The organism is Bifidobacterium sp. UTCIF-1 (assembly GCF_006408915.1).
Classification (GTDB): Bacteria; Actinomycetota; Actinomycetes; order Actinomycetales; family Bifidobacteriaceae; genus Bifidobacterium; species Bifidobacterium reuteri.
This window is the reverse complement of the sequence record NZ_JFAG01000026.1, coordinates 1-22,708: the sequence shown is the minus strand read 5'-3', so window position 1 is coordinate 22,708 and position 22,708 is coordinate 1. Positions and strand designations below refer to the sequence as shown.

General features: G+C 62.0%; 12 protein-coding genes and 3 pseudogenes. 4 read left to right on the top strand and 11 right to left on the bottom strand.

Annotation, left to right across the window (positions count from 1 at the left end):
- Positions 1-34 precede the first annotated feature (34 nt).
- Positions 35-2,182, bottom strand: a complete 2,148-nt coding sequence (locus BW09_RS09910) for a sugar porter family MFS transporter (RefSeq protein ID WP_140464896.1) — start codon at positions 2,180-2,182, stop codon at positions 35-37.
- A 296-nt stretch (positions 2,183-2,478) separates the two neighbouring features.
- On the opposite strand from BW09_RS09910, the gene BW09_RS09905 reads away from it, so the two are divergent.
- From BW09_RS09905 to BW09_RS09890, 4 genes are all read left to right on the top strand, one after another.
- Positions 2,479-3,348, top strand: coding sequence for an aldo/keto reductase (locus BW09_RS09905; protein WP_140462575.1), 870 nt, complete (start codon positions 2,479-2,481; stop codon positions 3,346-3,348).
- Positions 3,348-4,091, top strand: coding sequence for an HNH endonuclease family protein (locus BW09_RS09900; RefSeq protein WP_181161739.1), 744 nt, complete (start codon positions 3,348-3,350; stop codon positions 4,089-4,091). The genes BW09_RS09905 and BW09_RS09900 overlap by 1 nt, the downstream gene beginning before the upstream one ends.
- Before the next feature lie 330 nt (positions 4,092-4,421).
- Complete coding sequence (locus tag BW09_RS09895) at positions 4,422-5,768, top strand: Nramp family divalent metal transporter (RefSeq protein WP_375137581.1); 1,347 nt, start codon at positions 4,422-4,424, stop codon at positions 5,766-5,768.
- A 608-nt stretch (positions 5,769-6,376) separates the two neighbouring features.
- Positions 6,377-7,486, top strand: a complete 1,110-nt coding sequence (locus tag BW09_RS09890) for an ATP-binding protein (protein WP_140462573.1) — start codon at positions 6,377-6,379, stop codon at positions 7,484-7,486.
- Between the two features lie 234 nt (positions 7,487-7,720).
- Here the strand turns inward: BW09_RS09890 and BW09_RS11345 are convergent.
- The 10 genes and pseudogenes from BW09_RS11345 to BW09_RS09850 form a co-directional block, all read right to left on the bottom strand.
- A pseudogene (locus tag BW09_RS11345) lies at positions 7,721-8,680 on the bottom strand (ATP-binding cassette domain-containing protein); the annotation flags it as partial.
- 108 nt (positions 8,681-8,788) lie between these two features.
- A pseudogene (locus BW09_RS11340) lies at positions 8,789-9,823 on the bottom strand (ABC transporter transmembrane domain-containing protein); the annotation flags it as partial.
- 230 nt (positions 9,824-10,053) lie between these two features.
- Positions 10,054-12,202 (bottom strand): annotated as a pseudogene (locus BW09_RS11335) (ABC transporter ATP-binding protein/permease); the annotation flags it as partial.
- A 198-nt stretch (positions 12,203-12,400) separates the two neighbouring features.
- On the bottom strand, positions 12,401-13,444 hold the full coding sequence (locus tag BW09_RS09880; protein WP_181161741.1) for an ABC transporter ATP-binding protein: 1,044 nt from the start codon (positions 13,442-13,444) through the stop codon (positions 12,401-12,403).
- A 35-nt stretch (positions 13,445-13,479) separates the two neighbouring features.
- Complete coding sequence (locus BW09_RS09875; protein ID WP_181161742.1) at positions 13,480-14,607, bottom strand: ABC transporter ATP-binding protein; 1,128 nt, start codon at positions 14,605-14,607, stop codon at positions 13,480-13,482.
- Entirely contained in the window at positions 14,604-15,506 is a 903-nt protein-coding gene (locus BW09_RS09870; RefSeq protein ID WP_181161743.1) for an ABC transporter permease, read from the bottom strand. Before BW09_RS09870 ends, BW09_RS09875 begins: the two co-directional genes overlap by 4 nt.
- Before the next feature lie 143 nt (positions 15,507-15,649).
- Positions 15,650-16,675 (bottom strand): ABC transporter permease, encoded by a 1,026-nt coding sequence (locus tag BW09_RS09865; protein WP_219846527.1) that lies wholly within the window; start codon positions 16,673-16,675, stop codon positions 15,650-15,652.
- Between the two features lie 59 nt (positions 16,676-16,734).
- Positions 16,735-18,315: an ABC transporter substrate-binding protein gene (locus tag BW09_RS09860; RefSeq protein ID WP_140462569.1), complete on the bottom strand. Its 1,581-nt coding sequence runs from the start codon at positions 18,313-18,315 to the stop codon at positions 16,735-16,737.
- A 253-nt stretch (positions 18,316-18,568) separates the two neighbouring features.
- Positions 18,569-22,153: a carboxypeptidase regulatory-like domain-containing protein gene (locus BW09_RS09855; RefSeq protein WP_140462568.1), complete on the bottom strand. Its 3,585-nt coding sequence runs from the start codon at positions 22,151-22,153 to the stop codon at positions 18,569-18,571.
- A partial coding sequence (locus BW09_RS09850; RefSeq protein ID WP_181162100.1) for a hypothetical protein occupies positions 22,150-22,708 on the bottom strand: 559 nt, incomplete at its 5' end. The genes BW09_RS09855 and BW09_RS09850, both read right to left, overlap by 4 nt.

Sequence of the window (22,708 nt, the reverse complement as noted above, 5' to 3'; positions counted from 1 at the left end):
GGCAGCACCGCTCAACCAATCACGAGACGGACCACTAGGCCTTGATCAGGGCGTCTAGGGAATCAAGCGCTTGATTGATGGCCTTGGTTTCGCGGGCGTCCTCGGCCTCGGCCGCATCATAGGACGGGGCCGTGGTGTCGGGGAGAATCACGCCGATGCCATTGCCATTGCGGGATTGCTCCAACGCCGAAATCGACACCTGCTGCTGTGTCGGTTCGGGGACCACAGGCCGGGCGGGAAGCGGCTCCGACATCGGCGCAACAGGCTGAGCGACCGTGGCATCGGTCGTGGGCGGCACTGGCGCGGCCGCCGGAGCATGACTCGCCGCCGCTTCCGCCTGTACGGCCGCGAGGAACTCGGGCACTATCATCGTTGCGTCATCGATATTGGCGGGTTCGTCGACCATATGGCTGCCACCAAGGCTGTCGCCATGATTGCCGCCGGCACCCGGAAACGCGCTGACTGACGGGTATGTGCCAGCAGCGAGTCGGGCATCGGAAACAGCGGGGTGGCCCACCGTATGTTTCAGTTGTTCGGCTCGCAGATCCTCGGCGGCATCATGCCGGGCCTCATCCCGGCGCATCGCCGCGACATTCTGCTGAGTCTGCAGTTCAATCATCTCCCGCTGGGCTCCGATGCGGGCGCGTTCGGCGGCGGTCATAATGCCCAACGCCTGCAGTCGTTCGTTTTCGACACGTCGCAGTGTGGCTTCCGCGTGGCGGATGTTCGCATCAGCAGAACTCAGCGTGTATTTGGCGGCGGCGAGCGGGGTTTTCGGCTGCCACAGATGCTCGATCTCCTCGAGCGTGCGTCCCATGGTCTCCGGAACGAGCTTGACAATACCCAGCAGGCAAATCAGATTCACGGCGCCGAAGATGGTGAAGGAGATGCCTCCACCCCAGCCGTCGATCATCAACGGTGTGAACTGGGCGATGATCCAGTTGGCGAACAGCAGGCACATCACGCACAAGCCCGTCGCCCGGCCGCGCAGATACGTGGGAAAGAGTTCAGGTATCACAATCCAGGGAATCGGCCCCATGGAGAACGCGAACGATGCGGTGAACGCAATCACGAACACGAATGTCAGCAAAGCGCTCTGGATGGCGTATGAGATGGCGATGCAGAACGCGAATGCGCACATCATGCCCGCGCCGACCTCCATCAGTCGTTTGCGCCCGAACGTGTCGATGAGATACAGGCCAATCACCGTGGCTACGAGTTCCACGCCGCCCACGCATGCGGCGGTCAGGAATTCCGTGTCCCCCCTGAAGCCCAGATCGGAGAACATCACCGGACCATAGTAGGAAATGGCATTCATGCCAATCAGCTGATTGAACACCGCAAGGAAGATGCCGATGCCCAGCGCCTTGCGCAACCCCGGGCGGAAGAAATCGTGGAATTCCCTGGACATCTCATGTTCCAGTTTCACCGACGCATTGATATCGTCCACTTTCAACCGGGCGCGTTCGGTGCCGAGAATGTGCTCGAGCACGGCGAATCCCTCATCGGTCTTGCCGACCTGGATCAGGAATCGCGGGCTTTCCGGAGCGTGCAGCATCGCCAGCAGAAAAGCGGCCGCCGGAATGGCGCCGAGCCCCAGCATCCAGCGCCAACCGGTGGCCACATCCCAGTGATGCGAGCCGTACGAGACGATGATGTAGTTGATGACATTGGTCAGGAAGATGCCGCACACCGCGAGCATCTGATAGGAGAACGAGAGCAGGCCGCGGATGTTGGTCGGCGCCGACTCGGTGATGTAGGTGACGGCCAGGGCAGCGGTCAGGCCGATGCCGAATCCTCCGACCATGCGCGAAACAATCAGGTCAATCGGGCCGACGGTCAATGCGCTCCAGATGGCGGCCACGAGGAAGAATCCGCCGCCGATAATCAGGATGCGTCTGCGGCCGAATGTGTCGGAAAGAAAGCCGGCCGCCGCGGCCCCGACCATGGCTCCGACCATGATGGAGGAGATGACGAAGCCTTCCATGAAGGTGCTGAGCCCATACCGGATGTCCAGGAATTCGATGGCACCGGAGATGGACACGGTGTCGTAGCCATAGAGCAGCCCGGCGAGCCCCGCGCTCAGTGCCAGGCCAAAGGTGTATTTGCCGGAGCCCTGCGTGCGAATGGCTGTTCCCAACGGGTTGTTGTGTTTTGTGGCATCCTGAAACAGGCCCGCCATATGCCCTTCCTCTCAATACAGCATGGGGACTGTGTTCATATTAGTCGCACCGGGAAGGATTGTAACGCGGCAATTTCACAACCGTTCCCTAGCTGTTCCATACGGCTCGTTTGCTGGCGATCAATGCGGCATGCGGTCATGCGGATGGCTGGGAGCGCATGGTTCCATACGGCAACGTGTACAGTGGCGAGTAGCCGAACATGCCATCGAATCGTGACGCCGGAGCAGCGGCGGCCACCATGATGAACCGTATGTCGAACCACTATATCGAACCACTATATGAAGGAGCATCGCTCATGACCAACGGTCACATCAACCCAGCGAACGTACCGGACATCCCACTCAAAGACGGCCACTCCATCCCCCAGATCGGCCTCGGCGTGCTGCGCATCGACGACGATGGCGTGACCCCGGTCGTGGAATCCGCACTTGAAGCCGGCTACCGTCACATCGATGGCGCGGCCGGCTACAACAATGAGGCGGGCGTGGGCCGCGCGCTCGCCGCCACCGGCTACAACACGGGCGCCAAGCGCGAGACCCTGTGGGTCACCACCAAGCTGCGCGACTCGCAGCAGGGCTACGATTCCGCGCTGCGCGCCTTCGACGATTCGCTCGCCAAACTGCAGCTCGACTACGTGGACATGTATATGATCCATTGGCCCACCCCGTTCGACTGGCGCAGCACCGACACATGGAAGGCGTTCATCAAACTGCGCACGGAGGGCCGCGCCCGCACGCTCGGCGTCTGCAACTTCATGCCCGCCGACCTTGACCGCCTCTATCAGGAGACCGGCTCCTGGCCTGCCGTGAACCAGATCGAACTGCACCCCACCTGGCAGCAGCGCGAAGTGGTGGCCTATTGCAAGGAGCACGGCATAGCCGTGGAGGCCTATTCGCCGATGGCCCGTGGCGCCGACCTCAACGCCGGCGACGGCACGATTGCGCGCATCGCCGAGGCGCATCAGGTGAGCCCTGCGCAGGTGATTCTGCGCTGGCACATCGAAAACGGCACCATCATCATCCCGAAGTCCGTGCACGCGGAGCGTCAGCAGGAGAACCTCGACCTGTTCGGCTTCGCCCTGACCGCCGAAGAGCATGAGGCCATCGACGCGCTCAACGGCCCGACCCGCGCCGGCCACGACCCCGCCACCTTCACCTACGCCTGATGAGTCGCCGATCAACGCATTTCCGGCGCGGCATCAACGCCTCCAATCCATTGGAGCGCATCCTGATCCTGCTGGTGATCGCCGCCATCATCGGCGTCACCGCAGGACTGCTGCTGCCGCAGGTCAGTCCCACCGCAGCCACCGTCACCGGCAGATATACGGCCACCGGCTCGGCCGCCGACACCCTGAACGCGCTCACAGTGGACGATAATCAGAATCCTGACGGCTACGACCGCGACGCGTTCGGCTTCCGCGAAACCGACACGGACGGCAACGGATGCGACGTGCGCGAGGACGTGCTCGCTCGCGACCTGACCGACGTGGTGTACAAGCATGCCGGCTCCTGCCAGGTCTCATCCGGCACGCTCGCCGACCCGTACACCGGCCAGACCATCCACTTCGTGCGCGGCCGCACCACCAGCGCCAAAGTGCAGATCGACCATGTGGTGGCGCTCGAAAACGCATGGCAATCCGGCGCGCGCGACTGGGACTCCGCGCAGCGTCTCCAGTTCGGCAACGACCCGTACAACCTGCTGGCCGTGGACGGTCCCGCGAATCAGGAGAAGGGGTCAGCGTCTGCGGCATACTGGCTGCCCACCAATGCCGCATACCGGTGCGATTACGTGGCCCGGCAGATCGGCGTCAAGGACAAGTACCATCTGAGCGTCACCAGTCAGGAGAAGACCGCGATGCTTGCCGTATTGCACAACTGCCCGGGGCAGGCGGTCCCCGCCGATCAGTGATTTGTCTTTGACATATCTGCGTTACGAGGGGCGGGCGGGAATACTGGTGGAAATGCTGCGCGGAAAACCGATGTTGACGAAGTAACATGGCGACGCTATAACAGGGGCCGGTACCAGACAGTGCATAAACGGTACCCGAACGGTGCATGAGGGGAAGGCAAGACCACGAATCAGCTCAACGACAAGGACAGCGAAGACAAGCCTGCGTCTGACCAGAACAGGCCGCGCACCAACGATCCCACCATCACGAACGGCCGTACGCATGGCCGCGGCTACGGTCGTATGCACACCATCGACAAGCGTCGCACCATCAATCCCAACCGCGAACGGCTGGTCTCCGAACATCCTGACCTGAACATCGTCGACGCGCAGACTGCGGCCGCCATCGACCGAGACGACGCCGAGATCGACAAGGAGCGTGCTGCAGCGCGGGCGGAAGGAGGCAGCGGCGCCAAGACCACCCATCACGGTCATGCGCTTGCGGGAATCCTGGGCCCGGCGTTCGTGGCGGCCGTGGCATACGTGGACCCCGGCAACGTGGCCGCCAACATCACCTCCGGCGCGCGGTACGGCTATCTGCTCGTCTGGGTGCTGGTGATGGCCAACATGATGAGCGTGCTCATCCAGTACCAATCCGCCAAACTCGGCATCGTGACGGGCAAATCGTTGCCTGAGCTGCTTGGCGAGCGTATGCATGACGCCGGCCGGTTCATGTTCTTCATGCAGGCCGAGGTCATCGCCATCGCCACCGATCTGGCCGAACTCATCGGCGGCGCCATCGCCCTGAACCTGCTATTCGACCTGCCGCTGTTCGTGGGCGGCTGCGTGATCGGTGCCGTCTCCACCGTGCTGCTGATGTTCGAGGGCGGCAAGACCCATCGCCTGTTCGAGAAGATGGTCATTGCGCTGCTGCTGGTCATTACGTTCGGCTTCATCGCCGGCCTGTTCATCGCGCCGCCGAACCCGGTCGAAGTAGCCGGCGGCCTGATCCCGCATTTCACCACCACGGACTCCGTACTCATGGCCTCCTCCATGCTGGGCGCCACGGTGATGCCCCACGCCATCTACCTGCATTCCACGCTGGTCAACGACCATTACGCGCCCGGTCAGGCCAAGCCCTCCACCAAGCGTCTGCTTGACGGCTCCAAGGTCGATGTGGTCTGGGCGCTGCTGCTCGCCGGCACGGTGAATCTGAGCCTGCTGATTCTGGCCGCGAACTCCCTGTACGGCATGAAGGGCACCGATTCCATCGAGGGGGCGCAGCATGCGATTGTCTCGGTATTGGGCCCGGCGATCGGCACTATCTTCTCCATCGGCCTGCTGGCATCCTCACTGAGCTCGACGTCGGTGGGAACCTACGCCGGTTCGGAGATCATGCATGGCCTGCTGCGTATCAAGGCGCCGATGTGGGCCTGCCGTGTGGTGACGCTGGTGCCGGGACTGATTGTGCTCTGGTTCGCGCCGAATCCGACCGAGGCGCTCGTGGTCGGTCAGGTGATCCTCTCCATCGGCATCCCGTTCGCCATCATCCCGCTGATGCGCTACACGCACGACAAGGAGCTCATGGGCAAATGGGTGGACGGCCCGGTCAAGCATGTGATCTTCATCGCCGTAGCCGTGCTGATCATCGCGCTGAACGTGCTGCTGATCGTGCTGACGATCCTCGGCAAGGCCTGAGGTCTGAGGCTGAGGCTGGGGCTGAGGCTGAGGCTGAGACTGGGCTTGAGGCTGGTATGTGGGTCGAAAAGTGGGCTGTTTGCACCATATCTTGCAGTTGTGTGTACCGGCGGCTGGAGATCGGGTGAAAACGGGCGGCTCGCGTCGTGTCAGCGGTGTTGCATAATGGCGGAATTGCAACGATCGTGGAGTTCCTGCCCGTCAGCCTTGCCGATGTGCGCGCGCCTGGCGGTACACACAACTGCAAGATATGCCCGAGAATAGGCACCGTGCCACATCTGGGGGATCACCTCCGGTCGCTGACAGACGCAACCGTCACTCATGCCAATGAGAACGTGCCATTTTTCTGAGCCGGCTGCAGTGCTTCGACCAATGGTCGTAGGCCGTGTTGCTCGGTGGAATTGTTCAATCGCGGTGTTGCTTCTTGTTCTATTTGTTCTATTTGTTCTATTTCCTATCCTATATAGGGCTTACTATTGTTGGAATTGCAACGACAGTAAGCCCTTGTGATTCGTAGGGCGGGTTTGTTCTATGGATTTTCTATTTGTTCTATAGACAGGTATATTGAAGGTACACTAGGACAACCGGCGTTGCGAAGGAGACTCGCCATGACGTTCCCTGCGAATCCATTCAAACCAACGGCAGGCGTGATGCCGCCGGTGCTCATCGGTCGCGAATCCATCGGATTGGATTTCTCTGAAGGGTTGGATGATGGTCCCGGTGCGCCCGATCGCCTGATGCTGATCACAGGGCCGCGAGGTAGCGGGAAAACCGTGATGCTGACGGAACTGGGGCTGATCGCCGCTCGACGTCACTGGACGGTGATTGATGAAACGGCATCTGCTGGTTTGGCGGAACGCCTCATCGCTCGTATCGCCCCGGAATCGAGCCGCATCGCCGGAGTGAACATCAAACCGTCGCTGATGGGCGCCAGCTTGGGCGAGGTGAACATAGCGCCGGCATTGCGCCCCTCCACGCTGCGCGACTCCATGTCAGCGCGGCTTCGTGCGCTGGGCAAAGGCAAAGGTCTTCTGATTACCATCGATGAGACACAGGATGCGAGCATGGAGGACATGACCGCCATTGCCACGGCTGCTCAGCACATGCTGCGCGACAATGCGGAAGTCGCGTTCGTCTTCGCGGGCTTGCCTTCTCTCGTGTCCGATTTGCTCAACGCCAAGGTGCTGACGTTCCTGCGTCGCGCCTCGATCAAGGAACTCGGTGATGTGCCGCTGGATGAAGTGCGGGACGCATTCGCATCCACGATTCGGGGCGCAGGACTGTCGATTACGGACGAAGCCTTGGATTTCGCAGCGCAAAGCACGGGCGGCTACCCGTACATGATCCAGCTGGTCGGATACAACATGTGGCGAACCGCCCGCCGGCGTGCCGATGGATTGGGTCGTACGATCTCATTGGACGACGTGAAGGCCGGTGTGGAACAATCGAAGGCAAAACTTGGCGAAGGAGTGTGTGCTCCCGTGGTCAAGCAGCTGTCCGAGCGGGCGGTCGACTATGTGACGGCCATGGCACAGGATGACGGACCGTCATCGACCGCGGATATCGCCGCGCGCATGGGCGAAAGCATGGACTATGCCAACATCTACCGTCAGCGTCTGATCGAAGACCACATCATCACATCTCCGGCACGAGGCTTCGTCGATTTCGCCATTCCGTTCCTGCGAGAATACCTACGTTCCCTGCATCGGCCTGAATGATCTCCGGCGGATTCTTATGGTTCTCTTCCACTAGTCAATGCGGCATGTAATACCGTTCATCATTACTGCGATGCGGAATGCTTCGATGCTCCGGCTGGAAAACCTTCGATAATGTGGATTGCCGCACTTCGGGCGATCATTATGGATGTTGTGAATTGCGGAAAACTCGCTCATAAAATGTGAAGCTTCGCCTAAAACTCGCTCATGAAATGTTGTATCCGCACCAATAAAGCCTCAATCAAGATGCAGCGTGCGGTCGGCGACACGCATGGCGGATTCCCGGTGGGAAACCAGAATCACTGCGGCAGCATGGGATTCCGCGCTCTGGGATGCAGTAGCTTGAGATACCACGCCTTGAGATTCGGCAGATTGCGATTCAGCACCTTGAGTTTCGCGAGATGCGTGGCCAGACGCCGCTCCCTGCGGACCGGGCACGGACGCAGAAGCCGCTTCCGGCTGGGATTGAGCGGCGTCTGCATCCTGAGCCAGACCGCGAATCGACCGCAGGATGATGGCCTCGTTCAACGCATCAAGCCGGCTGGTGGGCTCGTCGAACAGCACGATGTCGGCATTGCGCAGGAAGACGCGCGCCAGTCCGATGCGCTGACGTTCGCCTTCGGAGAGGCGGTCGCCCAGCTCGCCAACCTGGGTATCGAGCCCATTGGGCAGCGAGTCAACGAGGTCCAATACCGATGCCTTCGCCAGCGCTTCGCGCAGGCGGGCATCCAACGGGGTGACATTCGTGGCCGAAACTGCCGGTGCGGACTGGACAGCTGAAGTGGAGGGGACAGCTGAAGTGGCGGAAGCGGACTGCGCTTCCGGAGTCGGCTGTACCACCGAATCCGCAGCCGATTCCACAGTCGTCTTCACAGTCGTATTCACAGTGTCATCCGCCGCGTATCCGGCGGCCTCGATCACCGATTCGGGCAGCGCGATCAACAGATTGTCGCGTATGGTGCCGTCGAACAGGTGCGTATCCTGGCTCATCATGGCCTGCACGAGGCGACGATGATGAGCATCCACCTCGGGCAGCGGCGTATCGGAGAGCAGCACGCGGCCGGACTGCGGATCCCAATAGCGCATCAGCAGTTTGAGCATCGTGGACTTGCCACGGCCGGACGGACCTTGGACGCCGAGGATGCCGTGGCGCGGGATGTCGAGCGTGAAGTCGTCGAGGATGGCGCGGGAGGGACTATTGCCGTCATTCCCGGCCTCACTCTTCGCCTCCGACCCGGCGGACCCGGCAGACGCGGCGGACCCAGTGGACCCGGCAGACGCGGTGGCATCCAGCGTAGCCGTCGGATAGGCGAAGGTGACGTGGTCAAGCGTCATACCCTGATAGTCGGGCTTGCTGGTTCCGTTTTCGATGACGGCCGGGGCTTCGTCCATGATGCCAAACAACCTGCGGGCGGCGGCGAACGTCTGGGTGAGGTTGGCCGGCAGGGCACTCAGGGCCAGGGTGGGGCCGAACGAGCTGGTGAACAGCACGAACGCGGCGACCAGCGCCGGAATGCGATGCGCATCACCGGCGGCGAGCGAAAGCACCACGGCCAACACCAGCATGTTGAGGGCGATGACGATGAGGCCGCCGATGCCGGCGAACCGCCCGTTGACACGGCTGAGTCTGGCGTGGTCGCGCCACAGGGCACGGGTGCGGTCCTCGATGGCGCGGGCTCGGTCCTCGCCACGGCCGAAGCGGATGATCTCGTCCAGACCGCGCATGTCGTCGAGCATCACGTTGTCGAGCTGACCCGCGGCGCCTCGGATCGCCGGACCGAGGTTGCGCACGCCGGTGGCGAAGAACTTCGGGATGAGCACGCCGACCACGAGATGCGAGGCAACCAGCGCGAGCGCCATCCACGGGTTGAGCGTGGCGGCGATGATCGCATACACGATGGTGGTGGTGATGGCGATGGCCACCGGGCTGATGGTGTGCGCGAAGAAGATTTCGAGCAGCTCCACGTCGGTGGTGAGCATCGCGATCAGGTCGCCCTTGCCCTTGCCGGCGAGCTTGGCGGGCGCGAGACGTCGCAGGGCCGCGAAGGCCTTGGAGCGGAAGAGCGCGAGCAGGTGGAAGGCCACGTTGTGGTTGAGGTACTGCTCCACATACCGGGTGATGCCGCGCAGCAGGGCGCAAATGATCATGCCGACGACGGCTGGCACGACGCCGATACCCCATACCGGGTTGCCGGCGAGCGCGAAGCCCGCGACAATGCCGAAAACCGGCAGGAAGGTGGCGGCGAGATGGCCGATGGAACCGGAAACAGTGGCCGCGACCATGAGCTTGGTGAGCGGGGCCGCCACCTTGAGCAGTCGCGTGACGGTCTGGAAGGTGGTGAGCCGGGCGGGGACTACGGTTGCGTTGGAGCCGGTAGCCGTAGTGCTGGGCACTGCATCCGGGTCGCTGTCTGCTGCGGTATCGGAGTGTAATGTGGCATCGGCAGGGACTACGGCGGCACCGGCGTGGGCATCGGTGGCGGCGTTGGTGCGGTCAGCGGCATCCGCGGCATCCGCATCGGCTGCAGCAACACCAACCGTCTGCTGCGTATCCTGTCCGGCATCCGAAGCGATGTTCTCGATGGCGGCCTGCGTGGCATACAGCTCGGCATATCTGCCGTGGGCCGCCAAGAGCGACGCATGCGTGCCAGTCTCCACGACGTGCGCATGGTCGAACACCACCACCTGATCGGCATGTCCGGCATTGGCCATGCGGTGCGTGATCATGATGACCGTCTTGCCGCCGACATGCGCCAGCTCGCGAATCGTGGCGAGAATCAGTTCCTCGGATTCCACATCCACACTGCTGGTGGCCTCGTCGAACACGAATATCGGGGAGTCATGCAGCAGCGCACGGGCGATGGCGATGCGCTGGCGCTGTCCGCCGGACAGGTTGGCGGCGTCCGGTTCGATCGTCATGTCCAGACCGGCCGGCTGGCTGCGCACGAAGTCGGCGATGCGAGCCTGTTCGAGCGCGGCCCAGAGTCGTCGCTCCACAGCGTCAGAGGAATCAGCGGCATCCCCAACATCGCCGGAGTCAACGGAACCGTCAGCGTTTACGGAATCGGCCGCGGCATAGCCCTGCGGCAACGCCATGGTCAGGTTCTCGCGCAGCGTGCCGGCGAACAGATGACTGCTGGCGCCGATCAAGGTCACATTGCGGGCCAGAGTCTCGCCGGACAGCTCGCGTGATTCGACTCCGCCGATGGTGAGCGAGCCCTGATAGCCTTCCAAGGTGCCGGCGATGAGGGCCGCAGCCGTCGATTTGCCTGAGCCGGAGACGCCGACGATGGCGGTCAGCTCGCCGGGCCGTGCGGTGAAGGACACGTCGGCGAGGGCCTGCGTGGCGGTGTCCTTTGCCGGAGCCTTGTTCCTAGCATCACTGTCGCCCGTCTGACCGGCGGTGTTCTTGTCCTTGGATTTGGCCTTGTCCTCGGTTGAGCCAGCGGAAGCGTCCTTGCCGGCATCCTCATAGGAGAACGAGACATCCGAGAACTCGACTTCGAGCGACGGGCCCGCCTCGCCTCGGGTGGACGCGGGCAGGTTCGCACTGCCGTGCGCGGGTTCGGGCGCGTCGAGCAGTGCGAAGATGCGCTTGGTGGAGGTCATGCCGTTCATGGCCACATGGAAGAACGAGCCGAGCTGACGCATTGGGATGAAGAATTCGGCGGACAGGAGGACGATGAACAGCAATCCGGCCAGCGTGAGCGGGAATCCGGAACCGAACGGCATCAGATACTGCAGGCCGTAGGCCACATAGGCGAGCGGGCCGGGCAAGTGCGCGGCCATGTCGATGGGCTGCCAGACCGTGCCGGGCATGTAGGTGCCGTCAGTGTGCGCATAGCGCCACAGGGCCACGCCGATACCGGCTGCAGCGCCGCCGTAGGCCACCACATCCATGGCCGTGAGCGAACGCAGTTGAATCTGCAGCACGCGCATGGTCATCACGCGGAAGCCTTCGGCTTTCCGGTCCATGTCGACGGCGGCACGGTCGTCGGCGTCGAAGTTCTTGAGGGTCTCGAGGCCCTGAAGGTTGTCGAGGAAGGCGGCGCCCATGTCGGTGTAGCGGCCCCAGTACTTCTTGAAGGCGCGGGCGGCGGTCATCGAGACCATGCCGGTGACGATGATGATGAGCGGCGCGCACAGCAGCATGGTCAGGGCGGAGGGCATGTCTATCGGCGCGATGACCGCGAACAGCGTGATTGGCGCGAGAATCGCGTAGAAGAGCTGCGGTAGGAACAGCTCGAAGAAGCTTTGAATCTGTTCGACGCCTTCGCCGGCGGATTGTACTACGTCGGAGGTCTTGACGCGGGATGCGTAGGAGGGGCCGAGGCGCAGCATCTTGCGGTACAGTTTGGAGCGCAGCGCGAGCTTGACCCGTTCGGCGGCCTCGGTGCCGAGGCGGGCCGAGCCGGTGGTCGTGGCGTAACGTATGGCTGCGCACACGATCATCAGCAGTACGTAAGCCAGCAGGTCACCGGTCATCGGTGTGGCTTCGAGGCCCGGAACATCAAACAAGTTGACCGGGCAATCGGCCGACGATGCGGCATCGCACGCGAAGAGGTGCGGGTCGGCGAGAACGAGCAGGCCCTGCAGCAGCATGACCAGAGAGAGCATGAAGCCGATGTTGGCCAGCAGACCCACCCACATCAATGCCACTTTGCCGGCCACCAGACCTTTGAGGCCCGGCGCCAGTTGGAAGAGTCGTTTATCGAACATGCTTCTCCTGCTTTCCCCTCGCTATCGGGTCATTCCTCAGCAGCCCAATTGTGCGTAATCGTTCCCAACATAATGGAAAAGTCCAGCAAACGCTAGAGTGCCATGCAGCGACATATCTCACAGGGGTCGTACACAACTTGTGAACTTGAACGCACTTGCCTTTCTCGCTTACGAGGGGCTGATTTGCCTGATTAAGGCTCAAACCTGTCCCCGTATAGGCGCAGCAATGGCGACACTGCGGGATGCGGCTAGGAGGTCGCGGGCATATCGAGGGCCAGGATCGGCGAAGAATGCTGCGGTCGGCTTGTGCACAAGCACTTGGCCGGCACGCATGACCATGATGCTGTCGCACAACGCGTTGGCCACGCCCAGATCGTGGGTGATGAGCATGAGGCTGAGACCTCGGGTGCGGCGCAAATCAGCCAGAAGCTCCAAAACCTCGTGCTGCACCGAGACATCCAACGCGCTGGTGGGCTCGTCGGCGATCAGCACGTCCGGATTCACGGCGAGCGCACGGGCGATGGCGATGCGCTGGCGCTGGCCGCCGGAAAACGCCTGCGGGCGGCGGGACAGCATGTCGTTCAGCTCGCTGACGTCGGCCGCTGCGGGCACAGCCGCATTGGCGCCATTGCCGGTGGTCCCCAAAACCGTATTCGCATTCAGGCTTATGCCGGCCGTAGCAGCGCTAGCACCAGCCGAAGCACCGTGGGAACCGGCCGAAGCAGCGCTAGCATCGACACCGCCTTGCACCGTCATGTTGTCGGTGTCATCAATGGCGTCGGAGTCGCCACCCAAACCGACCATGCGCAGCAATTCGCGGCAACGCGCGTCAACGGCCTCGGGGCCGGGATGCGGGCCGAGCGTCTTATGCAGCAACATGCCTTCGGCGAGGATACGGCGAATCGAATGGCTTGGGTTCAATGAGGAATCCGGATTCTGGAATACCATTTGGACACGGCGACGCTGCTCGCGGGTGCGGCGAACCGGTGCCAGCACACGCCCGTTGAGCAGTACCTGCCCGGACGTGGGCGCGATGAGCCCGGCGGCGACCCGTGCGAGCGTGGATTTGCCTGCGCCCGACTCCCCCACGATGCCGATGGCCCCGCCTCGCGGCAGGTTGAGCGACACATGATCCACCGCAGTATAGTCGCCGTATTGCACGGTGATGTCGCGCAACGTCAGAATCACATCGGTTGATTGCGATGGCAGCCCGTCCGTATGTTCGGCGGTATGCTCGGCCATGTGCCCAACCGTATTGTGCCCGGCCATACATGCACTCATGCTTCCGTCTCCGTATTCCCAGTATTTCCGGTATTTCCAGTATTTCCAGTATTCGTATTCCCGTCCGTCAATTGCGTCCTCATATCAGTGGCGACTTCACCAGCATCCGGAATCGGCAGGACCGCGCCGACCAGCCGGCGCGTGTACTCACGCTGCGGATGCCGCAGGACCTGCTCGGTCGGCCCGGCTTCCACGATGTGCCCGTGCTGCATCACGATAAGCCTCGAGCACAGTCGGGCGGCGACGCCGAGATTGTGGGTGACGAACAGCATGGTCAGACCGAGCCGGTCTCGCAGATCGGCGAGCAGGTCGAGGATCTGCAGCTGCACGGTGACGTCCAGCGCGGTGGTCGGCTCGTCGCACAGGAGGATGTCCGGATTGGTGGCAAGCGCGATGGCGATGCCGACGCGCTGGCATTGTCCGCCGGACAGCTGGCCCGGATAGCGGTCAGCCGCCCGCAACGACTCCGGCAAACCGAGCGAGACCAGCAGATCAGCGGCCTGCGCTCGGGCTTCACGGCGGGGAATGTGCCGGTTGTACCGCAGCACTTCGGCCACTTGCCGGACCACTCCGGTGAGAGGATCGAGAGAAGACACCGGGTCCTGGAAAATCATCGCAAGGCGGGGAGCGCGGGAAGGTGCCGATGCGTCTGGGCGAACGCTCTCACGGGCGACTCCTCCAATCTGTTGTGCAGCCATCTCCCTTTGCCTAGGAGGAGCCGGAAGAGTGGTGTCGCCAGCACCGCGAGAAACTCCGGCAGCCGCTGCCGGGAGTGGTGCAATGGTGATTGCCGACTCCGGATTAGCGAGCGTGACGCCTTCGGGCAGCAGTCCCATGATCGCGCGCAGGGTCAGGCTTTTACCGGAGCCTGATTCGCCGACAATGCCCACCGCCTCTCCGGGAGCCACATCAAACGAGACGCCATCCACCAGCGGACGGCCAGTCAAAGAGGCGTGGATGCGGAGATCCCTTACTTTGACCAGTGACTGAGTCGGTGCTACGGCATCGGTGGAAACACCGGCAGTCGTGCAACCGCCGCCCAAAGCCGCATCAGGTCGCGCGGCGGAGTCGATATTGGCTTCGACCGACGAATCAGCTGCGGTTGTAGCCGCATCAGCGCTCATACATGCCTCCTCATGTCGTTGAGCCCGTCGCCGATCAAGGCCAGCGCGATGCCGACCAGCACCACCGCGGCACCCGGCAGCGTGGACACCCACCATCGTGTGGCGAGGAAGGATTGCCCATCGGCGATCATCGTGCCCCAGTCAGGAGTAGGCGGCCTGACGCCGAGCCCCAGATAGCCGAGCGTCACAATCGCCACGAGCAGGGCTACCATGTCGCTGACCAGCACGATCACCGCCTGCGAAAGCACGTTCGGCAGGAGCTGGCGGAACAGGATCGAGGCGTCGGAGAAGCCCATCACGCGCGCGCTGTCCACCCATTCGGCTCCCGCGAGCGAGGCGGTGGCGCCTTTGACCGTGCGCGCGAAGATGATCCAGCCCATGATCAGGAACGTGAGGAATATGCCGGTGATGCCCGTGCCGGTGACGAACGCCACCACGGCCACCAGCAGATAGAACGGGAACGCTATGAGCGCGTCGGACAGCAGCGTGATGATGCGGTCCGGCCAACCGCCGTAGTATCCGGCGACGAGCCCGGCGCATGTGCCGATGAGGAACGGCAGCAGTTCGACGCCCACCATCAACGCCAGATCGACGCGCCCGGCCGCAGCCACGCGCACGAGCAGATCGCGTCCGAGTTGGTCGGTGCCGAACGGATGCGCGAAGGAGGGCGGCTGCAGCATGGAGGGGATGTCTTCGGCGATGGGGTCGTATGGGGAGACGACCGGAATGATGATGGCAGCAAGCACTATTGCAGCAAGAAGCGCCAGGCCCGCTATCAGCGTATAGGGCTGGCGATGTTCCGGAAGGTGCAGCCACAACGAGTAATGCGAAAGCATGTTCTGCGGCTGCTTCGAGCCGCGTTGCGGAACCTGAGAATCACTGTTATGCTCAACTGCCACCGGTCGAGATTGCCGATGCTGTCGGGCCCGTTCTGACGACGGGGAAGATGGCGTAGCATTCTGTCCGAAAAGCATCATGGATTGTTCGGATGGCGACTGCATAGACGGTACATGACTCGATTCTGAGGTTGGCATCCGCATGGTCACATCGCACCCCCGTCTGCCGCGCCATTCCGCTCGCCGGCTGCCGCGCCATTCCGCCCGCCGACCGCCGCGCCCCGCACACGGTAGTCGATGAGTCCGCCGGCGATCTCGACGATGACCGAAACCAGCACCACGCCCAGCGCGCAGTAGATGGCGATGGCCTGGATGAGCGGGAAGTCGCGCGCGGTGATGGCGTTGAACAGCAGCGACCCTACGCCCGGCAGGCCGAACACCTGTTCCACCACCAATGTGCCACCGACCAGGAACGAGATCTTCATGCCGTACAGTTGCAGGGCCGGCAGAAGCGCATTGCGCAGCACATGCCGGCGGATCACACGTTCGGGCAGATGGGCGGCACGCAAGGTCACGACGAAATCAGACCCCAGCACTTCAAGGATCCGCGTGCGCAATGACCGCACAATGAACGGGGTCTGGGCGAGGGCGATGGTCAGCGAGGGCAACGCCATCGAATACAGCATGCCGTCGATGCCGGGCTGGACACCGCCCACCGGGAAGATTCTGAGCGTCACGGCAAACAGCAGGACGAACACGAGTCCGACCCAGAATTCAGGCATGCCGAGCGTGATTGTCGGCACGATACGCACGAGCTGGTCCACCCAGCCGTCTTTGTGCAGCGCCGCGGTCATGGCCAGCGGCAGGGAGATCGCCACGACAAGTACCGCCGAACAGCCGATCAGCCACAGGGAAACCGGCACGCGGCTCAAGACCAGCGCGCGCGAAGATGCGTTGTAGGCGATGGATTGGCCGGTGTCGCCGGTGGTGAGCAGGGTGGCGATGAACGAGGTGAACTGCCGCCAGAGGGGCTGGTCGAGGCCGAGGCGGCGATGCATGTCGGCGATCTGTTCGGGCCGGGCCTTGAGCCCCAACACCATCTGCGCCGGGTCGCCGGGCACCAGTCGCACGATAAGAAAGACGCCGACCGTGACCAAAGCGAGCACAAGCAGCATATGTACGACAATGCCGCCCAGCCATCGGGCGAGGGCGGCATGTCGTGAAGTAATCATGGTGGTTATTGTACGGCTACGGGAACCGGTACGGCTATAACCCGGGTAAGAACCGGGAATCAGCCGAGCGTGACGTCCTGGAAACGGACGGAGTTGTTCGGCAGGACTTCGAGGCCGTTCACGTTCTTGCGCAGCGCCTTGACGATCTGCGGGGAGTACAGCGGAATGTACGGCACCTCGTCAGCCAGGGTCTGCTGGATCTTTTCGTACAGGTCGGCGCGTTCGTCGCCGTCCGGGGTCACCTGCGCCTTCTTGAGTTCGGCGGTGACCTCGGGGTTGGAGTAGCTGGTCCAGTAGGACTTGCTGAAGCCGTCCGGGTCCGCCTGGAAGTCGATGATCGAGTCGGCGTCCGGGTAGTCGGCCTGGGCGGAGTTGATCATGATCTGGTAGTCGAACGCCTTGAAGCGGGAGCGGAAGGTGGCGATGTCCACCGAGTCGATGTCCAGCTTGACGCCGACCTTGGCGGCCGCGGACTGCAGGAGCTGCGCGGCCTGAGAGTAGGCGTTGTTACCGGAAGCGAGCAGGATCTTGGCCTCGAAGCCATCCGGGTACTTGGACTGGGCGATCTCCTCCTTGGCTTTGGCGAGGTCGTTGTCCACCGGCTTGATGGAGTCCTGGGTGCTGTATTCGATGGCCTTGGGCAGCACGGTCTTGGCGGTGTCCGCGTGGCCGAACGAGACGGCCTTGGTCACGTCGGCGCGGTTGAGTGCGTAGGCGAGCGCGCGGCGCACATGCACGTCGGCGAAGTGCTCGTCGGCGGTGTTGAAGAAGAAGGTATGGGTGACCCAGCTGCCGGCGGTCTCGACCTTGGTGTCGTTGCCGTTCTCGAGCTCGTCGAGGTTCTCGAGCGCCGGGTCCTCGATGCCGTCCACCTGGCCGGTCTTGAGCTGGTTGACGGCCTGCGTGCCGTCCTCCACAAGCTTGTAGACGAGCTTGCTAATGCCCGGCTTGCCCTTCTGCCAGTAGTTTTCGTTCTTGGTGAAGGTCAGGTCGCCGGACTTGTCCCACTTGGAGACGACGAACGGGCCGGTGCCCACCGGGTTGGCGAAGAAGTCGGCTTCGGACTTGCCGCCGAAGTCCTTGGGCACGATGCCGTTGGAGAAGTTGGCGAGTTCGGCGAGCAGCGGGGTGTACGGGCTGTTGAGCTTGATTTCGACCGTGTGCTCGTCCGGTGCGGTGACGGATGAGATGTCGGCGGTCAGCGGCAGGGCGGCGTCCTTCTCGGCCTGATGCTGCTGGATGGAGAAGACGGCGTCTTCTGCGGTGACGTTCTTGCCGTTGGAGAACTTGAGGCCGTCGCGCAGGGTGAACGTGTAGGTCAGGCCGTCGTCGGAGATCTGGTGGGACTTGGCGAGCCAGTCGATGATTTTGCCGTTCTTGTCGAAGCTGACGAGCGGCTCGAAGATCTTGTCGATGGCGAACGCGTTGTTGGAGGTGATCTCGGTCCACAGGTTGAGCGAGCTCACGGCGGCGGAGCGCGCGTAGGTGAACGTGGTCTGGCCGCCGGATGCGCTGGTGCCGGTGGCGGACGTGGTGGAGCCGCCGGTCTGCGAGCATGCGGCGAGCGAGATCGCGAGCACGGCGGCGGTCGCGGCCGTCAGCGCCGTGCGGATGGCACGAATGGTGCTGGTCTTCTTCATCTCTGATTCCTCTACTTGGTTCTCTGTATCTGCTGTTTCAGGTGTGACTACTGCCCGCCGTGCGAACGGGCTGAACACGCGTATGCCTGAATATGCAAGAGCGCAGTCCATCCTAGGAGGGACTGCGCTCTGGTGCAATCGCGGTCTTGCCGCTTCGCTATCGGCGTTGGTTAGCGCCGGCTATCAGCTCGGCGGTAGCTCACGCCGATAGTGCTGGCGATAACGGTAGCGACGCGTGACGCGTCGCACCGTGTCACTGCTTCTTGGGCTCGACCGCCGCGCGGGACATGGCCGATGCCGCAGCAGGCTGCTCGACATAATCCACGACCTGACCGTTCTGGATGGAGAACACCTGCCAGATGTTCTGATCACCCCAGTTGGCGGGGATGTTGTACGTCCTGACCAGCTGATCGCCCCGGTAGAGACGAACCTCAGCACCCGAGGTGTTGAGCGGCGCCTCAGCGGAGTAGTTGTGCACGTAGTAGCTGTACGTACCGGAGTCGGACACGTCGAAGGTCAAAGTCTCCGGACCATAGCTCGTCGTGTCATCCACATCCAACCAAGCCACACGCTTATCAGCCGCATCGTATGCTTCCTTGCTGGCATAGTAGACGTGATATGCGCCGGTCGGAGTATTGCCAATGAGGTGAGAATCCTCGTCACGTGGCTTCTCTCCCCAGGTCAATACAGCACGCCATTCGGTAGTTGAAGTGGTCGGCGGGTTCAAGGCAACGGTAAGATGCTGGTCACCAGATGTAAGATCCACATCCTTGGTCCAGTTCACGAAGCCGTTCTTGGAAACGGTCACGTGATACTTACCAGCAGGAATATCAGCGGAGAACTTGCCGTCGGCATCCGACTGGGCTGTGTAGCGATCATAGTCATCGCTGACCACTGTGATGGTGGCATTCGCGATTGTCTCCTGCGTGGTGGCATTGGTTACAGTACCAGTCAACTTGTGCTTAGTGGTTGGCTGCGTGGTACCGCCACTACTAGAACCGCCACCGATGCCACTGTCAGCGGGGCATTCCGCTTTGAGGGATCCTTCATAATGGATGATATTGAGCTTCGCTGACTGCTCAGCCAACGTCCAATCAACCAGATTCTTGTCAATAACCGGGATGGTGACGACAATCTTTGCAGCAATGGTTCCGACCGCATCGGCCGTGAATTCAAGCTTCAGCTCACGAGCCGTGCTGGCGCTGGCTTCGAGCGAGGTTTCGACTTTCGCTCCAAGTTCCAATGCAGGACCGACGATGTCATACAGTTTCACTGACGCATCCGCCTTCACTCCAGCTTCGGCGGAAACGGATCCAGATGCCTTGACCTGACCATCCGGTGTGCAAGGTTCCTTCTTTACAGTGTCATCTTGCTGCTCATTGACGTCCTGCCACCTGCCATCGGCATATTTGACGCCCTGTTCGAAGGACTTCTTGGTTTCCATCGAGTATTCAATCTTCAATTCGCCGCTAACGCTGGCCTCGAAGGTGAATTTGACTTCGGTGTTCAACACAATCGGAACGGGCCCAGCCATGATGGTGACAGCACCCGGCTCCAACGTGAACAGATCCTTCTTAAATTCCTTCGAGACCTTGCCGAACATCGAGGCGCTATACGAGAGCTTTTGCTCTCCATAGAAGGTGCTCCGGAATTCCTTGAGTTCTACATCGGGACCATGCCAGCTCCAATGAGTATCAACGTCCAGCACAAACTTGGTACCCATTTTTGCGGCAAGCTCCACGGCAGTGGCAAAGCCGAATTCCTTTTCAGCCTTCTCTTTGGCCTGTTGATCTCCATCTTCTTCTTGGGAGTGATCCGTAAGCTCGTCAAGTTCCGGATCATCATCAGGATCAGTCTGATCCTGGAATGCTTCACCAGGAATAGAGAACTGCAGAGACGTCTTGAACCCGACTTCGCCGCTGCTTTCCCTCGCCTGAGGACGAACGGCATAGCTTTGTGGAGCTGATGCAGTGTCAGGCTGGTTAGGCAGAGACAAATCAAGCTGATCGGCGGGAACAAGCTGCGAGACCTGCTTATCGCCTGGTGCAACGACAATATCCGGATTGGTGTTCTCACTCTCCGTCAAGACGGTATTTCCATCGAACGGGTGTGAACTATCAATCTTCGCCTGCTCGAACACTTCGGTCAGAGTAGCGGGCTTGGTGGTGACGACCCATCCGGCATCGGTGTGGTCGATGGCCACAACACGACGGATGAAACCTTGCGGCGCAGCGTTGCCGACACCAGAAACAATCACCTTGTTGATGCCGAAGCTCGGCTCGTTGGCGAAGGTCACCGTGTCGCTCGTCAAACCGGTCACCGGGTTGGCCGGATCGTTCGGATCGACCACCACGGCATCCGGGTTGATCACCGTGTCATCGGCGGACGGCAACGTCACCTGAGTGGTGATTCGCGCATCGCCCTTGGCATCATCGCGAGCCACAACCACGGCCTTGTACGTCACCTTCTGCGATTCAGGGGAAGCGACCTGCATGGACCAAGCCGGGCCATCGGCGGTGTACTGCACCGAAGCATTTCCGATCTTGGTGTCGTTACCGTAGACCTCGACATGATCCACAGCGGCAGAGGACTTCACGGTACCCTTAAGCGTGATGCCACCGGTTTCGGCCAGATTGATGGACGCGCCATCGTTCGGCGCGGTAATGGCCACATCCACAGTGCCCTTAGCGGCGGCAGGCGTACCCAGCACATCGCCCAGCGGAAGCACCGAAGCGTTCACGGCGTCACCGCGAACGCTCACCTTGGCCTGAGCGGTGGAGGATTCCACGATCTCAAGCTGCGGGGCGGCACCCTTGGCGGCATCCACCAGCACACCTTCGGAGCGGCCGGCGATATTCTCGCCGACGTCCACAAACGTGCGGGAGGTGTTAGCGCTCTTGGTAGCGCTTACCAGAGCCAAGGACAGCGCACGATCCGTAGCACCAGGCACATCGACTGCACCGGCCTTGGACTGCGAAGCCGCGCTCGTCGACCAGTCAGCACCGGAAGTCGGCACGTAGCTGCCTTCCACGTTTACCTGCTCGGCATTTTCGGCAGAACCGGCGACCCAGCCGCGCACGGCGAGCGCGATGCTGCCGTCAGCAGTGGAGGAAACCTTGATGTCGCCCTGCTGAGCATCCGGCACCACGATGGTGGAAACCACCGTGTGTCCCTGCGGCAGGTCAAGAGTCTGACCGCCCAGGGTCACAGTGCCAGCTTGGGAGAGCGTGACGTCTGCGGTCACGTATGCCGCACGCACATCGGTGGCAGGCACGCCGCCAAGACCGGTGATGCCCACGGACTGCTCGGCGCCCAATGCGGCAGCGCCACGAGCGACCGGCTGGGCCACACTGTTGGTGGCACCCGGCGTCTTGGCGTCATTCTTGAAGGTGGCGAGCACCTCCACGCGAACATTGGCATTGGCGGACGCGGAGATCTGCACCTTGCCATCGGCTACCGGAGCCAGCACCGTGGCCGAAGCATCCTGCCCGGCGACGGCGAACAGCGCCGGAGATCCAGCCACGCTGATCGTGGTGTCCTGGGCGGGCGCGAACAGACTCACGCGCACCAGTGCGGAATCATAACCAGCGGTACCTGGCAAAGCAACAGTACCGTCAGCGGCAAGTGAACCGACCCCGATCGAGGATTCCACTGCGGGGACACGCTTCTGAGTCGAGTATTCGACCTTCTCACCAACTGTGATGAGTTTGGCTTCATAGGCATTGGCGGCAGGCGCTGCAGCGATGCCCATAGTCATTGCCATCGCGGACGATACCACGACGGCGGATAGCTTCGAGAACCACGAGGACTTGCCCGAGAACTTGGATGCAGTGCTCATCGTGCCGTCCCCTTCACCATCTTCACGCGGTACAGCGCGAATCCTGCTGCGGCGAGCGCGGCAGCGGCCAATACGGCCAGCATGACGGCGGAACCGGTGTTGCCGATCAGTCCTGTGTTCTTATGAGCCACCGGCTTGGGCTTGCTTGGATTGGTGGGAACCACCGGAACAGTGGGCTCCACGTTCGTCGGCGTCTTGTCCAGTGTCACGTCTGTGGCGGACTCGGCGAGCACGGCGCCATTGCCATCAACAAACGTGATGGCCAACAGTACGTCCGTCTTTTCGCTGGCGGACAGTGCGAATGCGATCTTGCCTTCGGCGGCATCGGCGATGGCCGTCGCGCCGCTCGGCGAAGCCTTGAAGTTCAGGTTCTGCTTGGATCCATTGTTATCAGCAGTACCCTGATATGTCAGTGAGGCAGGGGTCTCGATATCGACCCATACCTTTTGCGTGCCCGCAGGCACAGTAATCTGTGTTGCCTCGTCAGCGAGCGCAACGTGAGGCATAGCGACTGCAGCAAGTACGGCAATGATCAATGCCGCCAGCAGGCGTACC

Coding starts and splice junctions, on each gene's coding strand:
- BW09_RS09880 (WP_181161741.1), bottom strand. CDS start 13,444: ATGGCCGAGCATACCGCCGAACATACGGACGGGCTGCCATCGCAATCA.
- BW09_RS09900 (WP_181161739.1), top strand. CDS start 3,348: ATGAGTCGCCGATCAACGCATTTCCGGCGCGGCATCAACGCCTCCAAT.
- BW09_RS09910 (WP_140464896.1), bottom strand. CDS start 2,182: ATGGCGGGCCTGTTTCAGGATGCCACAAAACACAACAACCCGTTGGGA.
- BW09_RS09865 (WP_219846527.1), bottom strand. CDS start 16,675: ATGATTACTTCACGACATGCCGCCCTCGCCCGATGGCTGGGCGGCATT.
- BW09_RS09905 (WP_140462575.1), top strand. CDS start 2,479: ATGACCAACGGTCACATCAACCCAGCGAACGTACCGGACATCCCACTC.
- BW09_RS09890 (WP_140462573.1), top strand. CDS start 6,377: ATGACGTTCCCTGCGAATCCATTCAAACCAACGGCAGGCGTGATGCCG.
- BW09_RS09855 (WP_140462568.1), bottom strand. CDS start 22,153: ATGAGCACTGCATCCAAGTTCTCGGGCAAGTCCTCGTGGTTCTCGAAG.
- BW09_RS09875 (WP_181161742.1), bottom strand. CDS start 14,607: ATGAGCGCTGATGCGGCTACAACCGCAGCTGATTCGTCGGTCGAAGCC.
- BW09_RS09860 (WP_140462569.1), bottom strand. CDS start 18,315: ATGAAGAAGACCAGCACCATTCGTGCCATCCGCACGGCGCTGACGGCC.